The organism is Flexivirga lutea, from assembly GCF_054778955.1.
Genome location: NZ_BAAGZB010000001.1, coordinates 144,418 through 157,478 on the forward strand (window position 1 = coordinate 144,418; position 13,061 = coordinate 157,478).

At 67.6% G+C, this 13,061-nt stretch carries 11 protein-coding genes; 8 read left to right on the forward strand and 3 right to left on the reverse strand.

Annotation, left to right across the window (positions count from 1 at the left end):
- Nucleotides 1-73 precede the first annotated feature (73 nt).
- Complete coding sequence (locus tag ACYVBN_RS00715; protein WP_440283300.1) at nucleotides 74-1,036, reverse strand: glycosyltransferase family 2 protein; 963 nt, start codon at nucleotides 1,034-1,036, stop codon at nucleotides 74-76.
- A gap of 458 nt (nucleotides 1,037-1,494) precedes the next feature.
- On the opposite strand from ACYVBN_RS00715, the gene rpsL reads away from it, so the two are divergent.
- From rpsL to tuf, 4 genes are all read left to right on the forward strand, one after another.
- Nucleotides 1,495-1,869 (forward strand): 30S ribosomal protein S12, encoded by a 375-nt coding sequence (gene rpsL, locus ACYVBN_RS00720; RefSeq protein ID WP_440283310.1) that lies wholly within the window; start codon nucleotides 1,495-1,497, stop codon nucleotides 1,867-1,869.
- Nucleotides 1,869-2,339 carry a 30S ribosomal protein S7 gene (gene rpsG, locus ACYVBN_RS00725; protein WP_440283299.1) on the forward strand — a complete coding sequence of 157 codons (471 nt, stop codon included), beginning with the start codon at nucleotides 1,869-1,871 and terminating at the stop codon, nucleotides 2,337-2,339. The genes rpsL and rpsG overlap by 1 nt, the downstream gene beginning before the upstream one ends.
- A 105-nt stretch (nucleotides 2,340-2,444) precedes the next feature.
- Nucleotides 2,445-4,559: an elongation factor G gene (gene fusA / locus ACYVBN_RS00730; RefSeq protein WP_460598904.1), complete on the forward strand. Its 2,115-nt coding sequence runs from the start codon at nucleotides 2,445-2,447 to the stop codon at nucleotides 4,557-4,559.
- Nucleotides 4,560-4,701: 142 nt separating this feature from the next.
- A complete protein-coding gene (gene tuf, locus ACYVBN_RS00735; RefSeq protein ID WP_440283297.1) occupies nucleotides 4,702-5,895 on the forward strand; it encodes an elongation factor Tu in 1,194 nt (397 codons plus the stop codon).
- 106 nt (nucleotides 5,896-6,001) lie between these two features.
- On the opposite strand, the gene ACYVBN_RS00740 is transcribed toward tuf, so the two are convergent.
- Entirely contained in the window at nucleotides 6,002-7,318 is a 1,317-nt protein-coding gene (locus ACYVBN_RS00740; protein ID WP_460598905.1) for a peptidoglycan-binding domain-containing protein, read from the reverse strand.
- A 251-nt stretch (nucleotides 7,319-7,569) separates the two neighbouring features.
- Here ACYVBN_RS00740 and ACYVBN_RS00745 point away from each other — a divergent pair, with 251 nt between their 5' ends.
- Nucleotides 7,570-8,214 carry an ArsR/SmtB family transcription factor gene (locus tag ACYVBN_RS00745; protein ID WP_460598906.1) on the forward strand — a complete coding sequence of 215 codons (645 nt, stop codon included), beginning with the start codon at nucleotides 7,570-7,572 and terminating at the stop codon, nucleotides 8,212-8,214.
- The gene (locus ACYVBN_RS00750) at nucleotides 8,211-9,443 is read left to right on the forward strand and encodes an MFS transporter (RefSeq protein WP_460598907.1); all 1,233 of its coding nucleotides are present in this window, start codon (nucleotides 8,211-8,213) and stop codon (nucleotides 9,441-9,443) included. Before ACYVBN_RS00745 ends, ACYVBN_RS00750 begins: the two co-directional genes overlap by 4 nt.
- On the opposite strand, the gene ACYVBN_RS00755 is transcribed toward ACYVBN_RS00750, so the two are convergent.
- A complete protein-coding gene (locus tag ACYVBN_RS00755; RefSeq protein ID WP_460598908.1) occupies nucleotides 9,415-10,188 on the reverse strand; it encodes a DUF2785 domain-containing protein in 774 nt (257 codons plus the stop codon). The two genes, ACYVBN_RS00750 and ACYVBN_RS00755, sit on opposite strands and share 29 nt — an antisense overlap.
- A gap of 149 nt (nucleotides 10,189-10,337) precedes the next feature.
- Between ACYVBN_RS00755 and ACYVBN_RS00760 the strand changes: the two genes are divergently transcribed.
- Together ACYVBN_RS00760 and ACYVBN_RS00765 are read left to right on the forward strand one after the other, a co-directional pair.
- Nucleotides 10,338-11,618, forward strand: coding sequence for a PLP-dependent aminotransferase family protein (locus ACYVBN_RS00760; RefSeq protein WP_460598909.1), 1,281 nt, complete (start codon nucleotides 10,338-10,340; stop codon nucleotides 11,616-11,618).
- A gap of 321 nt (nucleotides 11,619-11,939) precedes the next feature.
- Nucleotides 11,940-12,848, forward strand: a complete 909-nt coding sequence (locus tag ACYVBN_RS00765) for a hypothetical protein (protein ID WP_460598910.1) — start codon at nucleotides 11,940-11,942, stop codon at nucleotides 12,846-12,848.
- The last annotated feature ends 213 nt before the right edge of the window (nucleotides 12,849-13,061 follow it).

Consider the following 13,061-nt stretch of genomic DNA (forward strand, 5'->3'; position numbering starts at 1 on the left):
CTCGAATGTCGCGCCGATCGCGTGCATAACCGGCAACGGTCGCTGGTTGCGGGCGGGATCGCCCACCAGTCGGTCAGTCGACCGGTTCGTCGGTCTCCGCCGCCCCCAGCGGACCGGCGTGCTCGGAGTCGTAGGCGACGTAATAGCTGGGCCGTTGCTGTAGGGCGGTGTAGGTGCGGCCGACATACTCGCCCAGGATGCCCAGGCACAGCAGTTGCAGCGCAGAGAACACCGTCAGGATGATGACGGTGGACGCCCAGCCCGAGGTGGTGCCGCCGTTCAGCTTGCTGACGACGACATAGACCATGACCAGCGCCGCGACCACGAAACCGAGCAGGCTGAACCACGTCGCAAAACGCAGCGGTGCCTGCGAGAAGCCGGTGATCGAGTCGAGCGTGAGCCGGATCATCTTCGACAATGGGTATTTGGAGTCGCCGGCGGCGCGGGCGTCTCGGCGGTAGTCGACGGTGGTGGACGGAAAGCCGAGGGTCGGCACCACCAGCCGCAACACGCGATTGTGCTCGGGCAGTGCGGTGATGGCGTCGACGGTCGAGCGCGACATCAGCCGGAAGTCGCCGGCGTCCTGGGAGATGTCCAGCTTCGCCAGCCGCCGCATCATCCGGTAGAAGGCGCCGGCGGTATGCCGCTTGAAGGCCGAGTCCGTCGTGCGGTCGGTGCGCACGCCGTAGACGACATCGACGTTCTGCGCGACCGCCGCGTCATACATGCGGGCGATGGTCTCCGGTGGGTCCTGCAGGTCGGCGTCGATGGTGACCACCCAGTCACCGAGCGAGCGCTGCAGGCCGGCCGAGATCGCGGCCTGATGCCCCGAGTTGGCGCGCAACCGCACCACCCGCAGGCCCGGCCAGTCGCGCAATGCCCGCTGCAGCAGGACCGAGGTGTTGTCGGTGGAACCGTCGTCCACGGCGACGACCTCGTACGGCACGGACATGGCGTCCAGCACCGGACGGAGCCGGTCGACGAACAGCGGCAGCACGGCCTCCTCGTTGAACATCGGCACCACGACGGAGAGCACGGGGTGAGCAGGAGGCGGGGTTCCCGGCACAGGTGAGTCACTTTCCAGGGGCGCGGACGAGGTATGTCGATGCAGCACGGTGCACCCGCAAATCTGCCAGATCGGAGCCGGCTTCGTCGGCGCAAGGGCCGCTATCGCGTCGATTTTGCCGTCATGTAGTGGACCGGTAGGATTGTGATCCGTGCGTGGGCTCTGCCCTGCCCGCCGACCTGCCGCCCGCTGCTGGGTATGCCGGGTCGCCTGGCACCAGGCCACCACACGCTCTCGCCGGGCAGCTCATCGAGCGCTTGGGCCGGTCGGTCACCCGACGGGTCCTGTCGCTCACGGGAAGTGCAGGGGAGGGCGCCGGTCCGACACTCCCGACCCCGGGGGTCGTGCTGACCGGGAAACCCAAGGAGTTGGCCAGGGCGGAAGCCCGTGCCAGCAGACAAGATTCGATCAGTTACGGAGACAGTAGGTTGCCTACAATCAACCAGCTCGTCCGCAAGGGTCGGCAGGACAAGATCGCCAAGATCAAGACGCCGGCCCTCAAGGGCAGCCCCCAGCGACGCGGTGTGTGCACCCGCGTCTACACCACGACCCCGAAGAAGCCGAACTCCGCGCTTCGCAAGGTCGCGCGTGTGCGCCTCACCTCGGGCATCGAGGTCACCGCCTACATCCCGGGCGTGGGTCACAACCTGCAGGAGCACTCGATCGTGCTGGTGCGTGGCGGTCGTGTGAAGGACCTGCCGGGTGTGCGTTACAAGATCATCCGCGGCTCGCTCGACACCCAGGGTGTCAAGGGTCGCCAGCAGGCACGTTCCCGGTACGGCGCGAAGAAGGAGAAGAAGTAATGCCTCGCAAGGGCCCCGCTCCGAAGCGCCCCCTCGTCGTCGACCCGGTCTACGGTTCCCCGCTGGTCACCCAGCTGGTCAACAAGATCCTGCTGGACGGCAAGAAGTCCATCGCCGAGCGCATCGTCTACGGCGCCCTGGAGGGTTGCCGTGAGAAGACCGGCACCGACCCGGTCGTGACGCTCAAGCGCGCGCTGGACAACGTCAAGCCGAGCCTCGAGGTCAAGAGCCGCCGCGTCGGCGGTGCGACCTACCAGGTCCCGATCGAGGTCAAGCCGGGTCGCGCGACGACCCTGTCGCTGCGTTGGCTGGTCGGCTACGCGCGGCAGCGTCGCGAGAAGACGATGACCGAGCGCCTGATGAACGAGATCCTCGACGCGAGCAACGGCCTGGGCGCCGCGGTCAAGCGTCGCGAGGACACCCACAAGATGGCCGAGTCCAACCGGGCCTTCGCGCACTACCGCTGGTGATGCGCACCGTCGCCCGGCGTGCTGCACGCCGGGCGGCGGGCCCGGACGGGACCGCCGTCCGCACAATCCGAGTCTGATCAACTTCAACTCACGAAAGAAGACAACGTGGCACTCGACGTGCTGACCGACCTGAAAAAGGTCCGCAACATCGGCATCATGGCGCACATCGATGCCGGTAAGACCACGACGACCGAGCGCATCCTGTTCTACACCGGTGTCAACCACAAGATCGGTGAGACCCACGACGGCGCCTCGACGACCGACTGGATGGAGCAGGAGAAGGAGCGGGGCATCACCATCACCTCCGCGGCCGTCACCTCCTTCTGGGAGGGCACCCAGATCAACATCATCGACACGCCCGGTCACGTCGACTTCACCGTCGAGGTCGAGCGGTCGCTGCGCGTGCTGGACGGCGCCGTCGCGGTGTTCGACGGCAAGGAGGGCGTGGAGCCCCAGTCCGAGACCGTGTGGCGTCAGGCCGACAAGTACGACGTGCCCCGGATCGCGTTCGTCAACAAGATGGACAAGATGGGTGCCGACTTCTACTTCACCGTGCAGACGGTCAAGGACCGCCTGGGCGCGGAGCCGCTGGTGCTGCAGCTGCCGATCGGTGCCGAGGCCGACTTCGTCGGTGTCGTCGACCTGATCGAGATGCGCGCGCTGGTGTGGCCCGGTGACGCCAAGGGTGACGTCACCATGGGTGCGAAGTACGAGATCCAGGAGATCCCGGACGACCTCAAGGCCAAGGCCGACGAATACCGCCAGGCTCTCGTCGAGCGCGTGGCCGAGGCCGACGACGCCCTGATGGAGAAGTACCTCGAGGGTGGCGAGCTGACCACTGCCGAGCTCAAGGCCGGCATCCGCAAGCTCACCGTCAACTCCGAGCTCTACCCGATCCTGTGCGGCTCGGCGTTCAAGAACCGCGGTGTGCAGCCGATGCTCGACGCGGTCGTGGACTACCTGCCGTCGCCGCTGGACGTGCCCCCGATGATCGGCCACAAGCCGGGCAACGAGGACGAAGAGGTCACTCGCGAGCCGAGCAAGGACGCTCCGTTCTCCGCTCTGGCGTTCAAGGTCGCCGCGCACCCGTTCTTCGGCACGCTGACGTTCATCCGCGTCTACTCCGGTCGCATCGCCGCCGGCAGCCAGGTGGTCAACTCGACCAAGGGCAAGAAGGAGCGCGTCGGCAAGCTCTTCCAGATGCACGCCAACAAGGAGAACCCGGTCGAGGAAGCCGTCGCCGGGCACATCTACGCGGCGATCGGTCTGAAGGACACCACCACCGGTGACACGCTGTGCGACCCCAACGAGCAGATCGTCCTGGAGTCGATGAGCTTCCCGGAGCCGGTCATCCACGTGGCGATCGAGCCCAAGACCAAGAGCGACCAGGAGAAGCTGGGCACCGCGATCCAGAAGCTGGCGCAGGAGGACCCGACCTTCACCGTCCGCCTCGACGAGGAGACCGGCCAGACCGTCATCGGCGGTATGGGCGAACTCCACCTGGACATCATCGTCGACCGGATGAAGCGTGAGTTCAAGGTCGAGGCCAACGTCGGTGCGCCGCAGGTCGCCTACCGCGAGACGATCCGTCGCCCGGTCGAGAAGTACGACTACACCCACAAGAAGCAGACCGGTGGATCCGGCCAGTTCGCGAAGGTGCAGTTGACGATCGAGCCGCTGAACACCGAGGACGGCGAGCTCTACGAGTTCGAGAACAAGGTCACCGGTGGACGCGTCCCGCGCGAGTACATCCCGTCGGTCGACCAGGGCATCCAGGAGGCCATGCAGCTCGGCATCCTGGCCGGCTACCCGCTCGTCGGGGTCAAGGCGACCCTGCTGGACGGCGCCTACCACGACGTGGACTCCTCGGAGATGGCGTTCAAGATCGCCGGTTCGATGGCGTTGAAGGAGATGGCCCGCAAGGCCGACCCGGCGCTGCTCGAGCCGATGATGGCGGTCGAGGTGCGCACGCCGGAGGACTACATGGGCGACGTCATCGGCGACCTGAACTCCCGTCGTGGCCAGATCCAGGCCATGGAGGACATCAGCGGCGCCAAGGTCGTCAAGGCGGTCGTGCCGCTGTCCGAGATGTTCGGGTATGTCGGCGACCTGCGGTCCAAGACCCAGGGTCGTGCCAACTACACGATGCAGTTCGACTCGTACGCCGAGGTTCCCCGGAACGTCGCGGACGAGATCATCAAGAAGATCCGGGGCGAGTGACGCGCGGGCGCCGCGGCATACCGAATTGAACGTGGTATGCCGCAGCGCCTATCGTCAGCCCGGTTTGTAAGAAGCGCAACAACACACACCGAAGGCGCCGCCCCGGCGCTGAACAGAAATTGTCCTTGAAGGAGGACCCACAGTGGCTAAGGCCAAGTTCGAGCGGACCAAGCCGCACGTCAACATCGGAACCATCGGTCACGTCGACCACGGCAAGACCACGTTGACGGCTGCTATCACCAAGGTGCTGGCGGACAAGTTCCCCGACCTGAACAAGGCGTCGGCGTTCGAGGACATCGACAACGCTCCCGAGGAGCGCCAGCGCGGTATCACCATCAACGTCTCCCACCAGGAGTACGAGACCGACAAGCGCCACTACGCGCACGTCGACGCGCCGGGTCACGCCGACTACGTCAAGAACATGATCACCGGTGCCGCGCAGATGGACGGCGCCATCCTGGTCGTCGCCGCGACCGACGGCCCGATGCCGCAGACCCGTGAGCACGTGCTGCTCGCGCGTCAGGTCGGCGTCCCCTACATCCTGGTGGCGCTGAACAAGGCCGACATGGTCGACGACGAGGAGATCCTCGAGCTCGTCGAGATGGAGGTCCGTGAGCTGCTGTCGAGCCAGGAGTTCGACGGCGACAACGCCCCGGTCGTCAAGGTCTCGGCGCTCAAGGCGCTCGAGGGTGACCCGGAGTGGACCAAGTCGGTCGAGGAGCTCATGGAGGCCGTCGACGAGTCGATCCCGGACCCGGTCCGCGACACCGACAAGCCGTTCCTGATGCCGATCGAGGACGTCTTCACGATCACCGGTCGCGGCACCGTCGTCACCGGCCGTATCGAGCGCGGTGTGCTGAACGTCAACGAAGAGGTCGAGATCGTCGGCATCAAGGAGGCTTCGCAGAAGACCACCGTGACCGGCATCGAGATGTTCCGCAAGCTGCTCGACGAGGGCCGCGCCGGTGAGAACGTCGGTCTGCTGCTCCGTGGCACCAAGCGCGAGGACGTCGAGCGCGGTCAGGTCGTCGTGAAGCCGGGCTCGATCACCCCGCACACCGAGTTCGAGGGCCAGGTCTACATCCTGGGTAAGGACGAGGGTGGCCGTCACACGCCGTTCTACGACAACTACCGCCCGCAGTTCTACTTCCGGACCACGGACGTCACCGGTGTCGTGACGCTGCCGGAGGGCACCGAGATGGTCATGCCCGGTGACAACACCGAGATGTCCGTCCAGCTGATCCAGCCGATCGCCATGGAGGAGGGCCTGCGCTTCGCCATCCGCGAGGGCGGCCGCACCGTCGGCGCCGGCCGGGTCACCAAGATCATCAAGTAATTCGACGGTATCCCACCGTCGGGTCTTGACCCGATCAGCCGAAAGGCCCCGGACCTCTTGCGAGGTCCGGGGCCTTTCCCGTGGGCGGGTGGCGCACCACGTGGTCCTAGCGCGCGGCGGCGGCCCGCAGGTGCGACCAGGTGACGGCACCGATGATGCCGTCGACCTTCAGGTGGTGCCGGCGTTGGAAGGTCTTGATCGCGGCCGTCGTGGCTGGGCCGTCATCGCCGTCGACCGTCAGGTGCGCGCCCAGCAGGTTCAGCAGCTGCTGCGCGTACTTCACATCGGCGCCGCGCATCCCGACGTGCAGCACACGCAGCTTCGCCGGGCGGGGGATCTGCGTGGGCTTGGCGGAGGGCTTGGGCTTGGGCTTCGGGGCCGGCGTGGGCTTCGGCTTGGAGGTGGGCTTCGGCGCGGGTGCCCGGCCGGACTGCTGACCGCTGGCGCTCTGCAGGTGGGACCAGGTGATCGGGCCCACGATGCCGTCGACGCTCAGGTGCTGCCGGCGCTGGAAGGACTTGACCGCGGCCGTCGTCGCCGGGCCGTCGTCACCGTCGGCGGTCAAGCGCGAGCCGAGCAGGTTCAGCAGCTGCTGCGCGTACTTCACGTCCGCACCGCGCATCCCGACGTGCAGCACTCGCAGCTTCGCCGGCCGCGGGATCTGTGTCGGCGTCGGCTTCGGGGCCGGCTTGGGGGTCGGCTTGGGGGTCGGCTTCGGGGTCGGCTTGGGTGTGGGGGTCGGCGCAGGTTGCGGCCACAGCGTGTCCAGCAGGGCGTCCGCGGAGGACTGCGCCAGCGCGTATTCGCCGCGGTATGCCGCAGCCGGTCGCTGCACGTCCGCGGCCACCTGACCGGACGGGGCGGCCAGCCAGGTGTTGCGCGGGTAGATCTGCTGCATCACGGCGAGGAACTTCGCCGTGGCGGACTCGGGGTTGATGCGCTGGTCGTAGGTGCCCCAGGAGTTGCGCTGCTGGAACAACCCCACGCTGTCCAGGTCACCACCGGTGTAGTTGCGCAGGGTGGTCTCCACCATGACCGTCATCAGCGCGATCTCGGCGCCCTTGCGGTCCAGGCCGCTCGCACGTGCTGCGCCGACGACGCGGCGCGCGCAGGCGACCTGTTCGGCGCTGAGCAGTCCGCCCATCCGCGCGTAGGTCATCGCGGACGCCAGTTGCGCCGCTGTCGTCGCGTCCGCTGCGGTGGGCACACAGGACACCCAGGTCAGGGACATGGTGCTGCGGTGCGTGGACCGCAGCGCCCAGACCGGGTTGCCGGCCGGTCCGGGGATGGCGGCCCCGCTCAGTGCGCTGGCGCGGGGGGTGGGCCTGATGTCGGCGTGGGCCGGCGCTGCGGACACCGTGCTCAGCGCGGTGGCGACGGTGCACAGCGCCGTGGCGGCGGTGAGAAGGCGGGGGATACCCATGTGTGTTGTCCTCATGGCTCAGGGAGGGGCGGCAGTCTGGCGGTGGTGCGCACCTCGGCCGCGCGTGCGTCACGAGGGTGTGCGGAGAATATTGTGACAGTTGTTGCGAGTCCGCGTGTCGCAATCACGTATTTTGAGAAACGTGCGCTATAGGGCGTGTCGCACGCTCGCCGGCACGGCACCTCATGGGCATTGTCTGCAGTTATACAAGAGCCCTTGTGTATGTCGGCGCCGACGCCCACCCTGGTCGCATGCCACGCAAGACAGCCGCAGAGCGGCATACCGCCTCCGCGCCGTCGGTCGACGTTCCGGACCTGCCGCAGGGCGCCGCGCTGATCGACGCCCTGCTCGCCGTGCACCACCCGGTGCGGCGGCGCATCCTGGAGATCCTGACCAATGACGGACCGGCGACCGTGGGGCAGCTCGCCGCGCGCCTGGACATCGCCGTCGGTTCGGTGAGTCACCACCTCAAGCCGATGCACAAGGTCGGCTTCATCGAACCGGCACCGGAGCTGGCACGCGACACCCGCGAGTCCTGGTGGCGCGGCCGGCACCGGCGCCTGTCGTGGAGCAACCAGGACTACGCCGACGGGAGCTTCGCCCGGCAGGTCGCCGACGCGGCCGAGCGGGCCAACCTCGAATACCTCAACGCGGCGACCGTGCAGTGGATGCGCACGCGCGAGGACCTGCCGGCGCAGTGGCAGGAGGGGCTCGCGCACGACAATTTCGTGCCCGCGACGCCGGAGCAGATGGAGGACCTGAAGCAACGCGTCCAGGCGCTCACGGACGAATGGACGCGGAAGGTGCGCGCGGACGTGCAGGAGCATCCGGATGCGGATCGGCGACCGGTGCGGTTCATCGCGCGCATCTTCCCGAGTGAGCCGGGTGCGGTATGACGACGCCGACCGTGGAGAGCCCGCGGCTCATCGCGGCTCCGCCGCCGGCGGTGCGGCGCGACCGGATGGTGCAGGCCTACGTGCTGGCCGCCATCGTGTCCGCCGGTGGGGACACGGTTTTCGCGATCGGCCTGGCCTGGACAGCGGTGCAGCTGTTCTCTCCGGGACTGGCTGGCCTCGTGCTCGGGATCGAGATGCTGCCCCAGGCGCTCTGCACGCTGTTCGGCGGCGTGATCGCCGATCGCTTCGACACCCGACGCGTGATGATTCTCGGCGAACTCGCCCGGGTCGTCGTGCTGCTGGTCGCCTCGATCTGCTGGGTGAGCGGATTGCACGCCGGCGCAGTGCTTTTCGCCGTGGCCATCTGCTTCGGCACGGTCAGCGGACTGAGCACTCCCGCGGCTCGGACGCTGGTGCGGCAGTTGGTCCGGGACGACGACCTGGTGACCGTCAGCGGCTGGACCCAGACCGGCTCTCGGCTCGCCCGACTCCTCGGTGCGCCGCTGGGCGCGGTGGTGATCCACGGGGGCTTCGGCTTCTCGATGATCGCCGATGCGATGACGTTCCTCGTCGTCCTCATCGTGCTGTGGCTCGTCGTCCGCACCCGTTTCCGGTTGCCGCGGACACCGAAGGAGCCGGTCGTCCGATCGCTGCGCTCGGGCTGGGATTACATCCGCGGCTCCGAGGTGGCCCAGGTCTTCCTGCTCGGGCTCGCCGCGCTCAACGTCTTCGTCACACCGGTGATGTCCGTCGGCATCGCTCTTCGGGTGGCCGAATCCGATTGGGGGTCCGGCTGGTTGGGCGTCTCCGAGGCAACCTTCGCGATCGGCGCCATCGTCGGCTCGATCGCCGGCACCCGGTGGCAGGGCACGTACCTGCCCATGCGGTCGTTCCGTGTGTTGGTGTTGCAGGGCATCGGACTCAGCGCGGTCGGCCTGCCGACCCGGGTCGGCCTGGTCGTCGGTATGGCGCTGGTTGGTGTCACCGCCGGGATGGCCTCGGTGTGGTTGAGCGGGTCGTTCCAGCGAGTCATCGCGCCGAGCCACCTCGGCCGGGTCGGATCGGTCAGCAACCTCGGGGACCTGGTGCTCATCCCGGCGACCACGCCGGTCTTCGGGCTGCTGGCCGGCGCCTCCTCGGTGCTGGTCGCCACGACGGCGTGCGGACTGGCGATGAGTGCATTGTGTGCGGCGTTCGCGCTCAGTCCGCAGATCCGGCAGCTGCGCTGAACAGCCACGGAGTGGTGGGCTGCAGGGCCACGGCGATCTCCCGCTGCAGCTCGGCTGCGTTCGGGATCCCTTCTCCCTCACCGCTTTCCGGATGTATGACGACATTGCCGAGGGCGACATACAGGCTGCGGAGGGTGTGCATCGCGTTGGTTGCCGCGGCTGGGACAGGACCGGGCTCGCCGGTCGCGAACATGGCGGTGATCGGCTGCAGCAGCGGTCGCACGTCGGCGTCCGGTGTGCCGAGGAGTATGCCGACGACGGCAGCCGCGACCCGATCGTCCTCCTGATCACGCCATACGAATTCCGTTGTTGCGGTGAGGCGTCCGGCGATCGCGTCGAGCAATCGATCGACCGGCGCGAGACCTCTCGCGCCCAGCTCGCCCACTGCGTCCGCGCCGTGCGCGACGGCGTGGATCCAGCCGATCGGCTCGACGTGGCCGCGTAGGTCCTGCTCGGTCGTCCACCACTCCAGCAAGGAATCCGTCCACTCGGTGGGCCAGTCTCCATCGCCGGTCGTCCAGGTGGAAGCGAGCACCGCGAGGATCAGTGGTGCGAAGGACCGAGCCTGCGGCTGCGGATGAGCGAACCGGTCCACCATGAGATCACCCAGCTGCCGACGCTGTTCGCCGGTCAGTTGCTGCGCGGAAAGAGCCTCCGCGAGCTTCGTGTAGGCGCCGTCGTCGCGGACCGAGGGATCAGCGGAGGCGAGATCGTCGGTCAGCTGCCGAAGGGCCGAGTCGTCCATGCGTGTCACCCTACGGTCGGCATCAGGCGAAGCGACCGGAGTGTCGGCCGCGTCACACCGCCGTCCGTCATACGGTCCCCGATCAGTCACGTCGGGCGGCTTTGAGAGACTGGAGCGACCGCTTCGGATGTCCCTCAGGAGAACCCGCTGTGTCCAACGCACAACAATTGACCGAGCTTTCCGCCGACCAGATCGCTGCATTCCGCCAGGAGCAGCAGACGGCGTACGACACGTTGAAGTCCAGCGGTCTCAAGCTCGACCTCACGCGGGGCAAACCGTCGGCGGAGCAGCTCGACCTGTCCAACGACATGCTGCAGTTGCCCACGTCGTATGTCGACGCCTCCGGCACCGACACCCGCAATTACGGCGGCCTGCAAGGCATTCCGCAGCTGCGGGAAATCTTCGCCGAGCTGCTGTGGGTCGAGCCGGAGCAGGTCGTGGCCGGCGGCAACGCCAGCCTGACGATGATGCGCGATGTCCTCTATTACCTGACGCTCTTCGGCGGCGTGGAATCCCCGCGGCCCTGGTCGCAGGAGGAGAAGGTCCGCTTCATCTGCCCGGTGCCCGGCTACGACCGGCACCACACCCTGCTGGAGTCGCTCGGCATCGAGATGATCACCGTGCCGATGCGGGCCGACGGCCCCGACGCGGATGCCGTCGCCGCCCTCGTCGCGGACGACCCGACCATCAAGGGCATCTGGATCGTGCCGACATACAGCAACCCGGCCGGTGCGGTGTGCAGCCAGGAAGTGGCCGCCAAGCTGGCGTCGATGCCGACCGCGGCACCGGACTTCAAGATCTTCTGGGACAACGCCTACGCGTTCCACCACCTGACCCAGGACGAGGCCAAGAGCGCCGACATCCTGTCGCTGGCCAGCGCCGCCGGCCACCCGCACCGTCCGATCATGTTCGCCTCCACGTCCAAGATCACCTTCGCCGGTGCCGGCGTCGGTTTCCTGGCGGCCTCGGTCGACCAGGTCACGTGGTACCTCGGCCACCTCGGCAACGGCTCGATCGGCCCGGACAAGATCAACCAGCTGCGGCACGCCGAGTTCTTCGGCGACGCCGAGGGTGTGCGGCAGCACATGCGCAAGCACCGCGACATCATCGCGCCGAAGTTCGCCGAGGTGCAGCGGATCCTGCGGGAGCGGCTGGGCGGCACCGGGGTCGCCACCTGGACCGACCCGGTGGGCGGATACTTCGTCAGCCTCGACGTGCTGCCCGGCACGGCGACCCGCGTGGTCCAGCTCGCCAAGGACGCCGGCATCGCCCTGACGCCGGCGGGCGCGTCATACCCCTACGGCAACGACCCTGAGGACACCAACATCCGCCTGGCGCCGACGTTCCCGGTGGCCGAGGAGGTCACCGCGGCGATGGAGGCCGTCGCGACGTGCGTGTTGCTGGCCGCCGCCGAGAAGCTCAGCGCCTGACCCGACAGGCTCGGCTCCAGATAGCCCACAAGTCGCGACGGTTGAGGGTTGTGCGCGGGCGCCGGCGGATCTGTGTGCGTAACCCGCGACAGTTGAGGGTTGTGCGCGGGCGCCGGCGGATCTGTGTGCATAACACGCGACGGTTGAGTTGTGAGCGGGCGCCGGCGGATCTGTGTGCGTAACCCGCGACAGTTGAGGGTTGTGCGCAGGCGCCGGCGGATCTGTGTGCGTAACCCGCGACAGTTGAGGGTTGTGCGCAGGCCCGACCTCGCGCCCTGTGGACAACGCCCGGACGTGTGGTGAACGTGCCAGCCTCCTGGTATGACGGACGAAGTCGTACCTGTGTTGGGCAGCATCTTCACCTCGAGGGATGCGGTCCGATCGGGCATCAGCCGGCGTAGCCTCTCCGGGCCGGAATACCGGCCGCTGATTCGCGGGGTCTACACGTCCGCCAGCTCGCCGCCGAGTCTCCTGGCCAAGGTCGGCTACCTGCTCAGCGCACTTCCTCCCGCGCGATTCGCCTCGCACCACACCGCCGCGGCGTTGTGGGGTGCAGTGACGCCGCATGCGTCCGACATACATCTGGGCACGCCCAAGCGGCACCACTCGACCCATCGGGGTATACGACTGCACTTCTACACGCATCGCCCCGAGCTGGCGCAAAACTCCGGAGTCTGGTTGACCACGCCGGCACAGACGTTCCTGGACCTCGCTGCGGTTCTGGAGTTCGTCGACCTGCTGATCCTCGGTGACTCGCTGGTCCGGCATACGACGCTCACTCCGGCTCAGTTACGGGCGTTCGTCGCCGACCGCCACTGCAACGGCGCACGCCGGGCCCGCGAGGTTGCCGCGCACGTCCGCTCGAAGGTCGACTCGCCCAACGAGACCAGGTTGCGCCTGCTGATCACCAGCTCCGGGATGGTCGAGCCCACGATTGGTCATGTCGTCGAATTGGGTTCGAGATATCGGCAACTCGACCTCGCGTACGTCGCGCTTAGACTCGCGATCGAATTCGACGGGCGTCACCACATCAGGCGCGAAGCGCAATGGGACGGCGACATCTTGCGGCGGGAGGAGATCGAGGGCCTCGAATGGCGGTTCGTGATCATCACCTCCAGTGCGATGTTCGGCGAGCCGCTGCAGGTGCTGGGTCGCATCGGTGACGCGGTCCAGCTGCGCACCGGCGAGCCGGTCACGATCCACGACGGCTGGCGCCGGCACTTCGGCTGACATCCGATGGCGCCGTGGCGCGCATACCCCGCGACCGTTGAGGGTTGTGTACGTGAATTGGCGCCGTGGCGCGCATACTCCGCGACCGTTGAGGGTTGTGTACGTGAATTGCGCTGCGGCGCGCACACCCCGCGACCGTTGAGGGTTGTGCACGTGAATTGGCGCCGTGGCGCACACCCCGCGACCGTTGAGGGTTGTGCACGTGAATTGGCG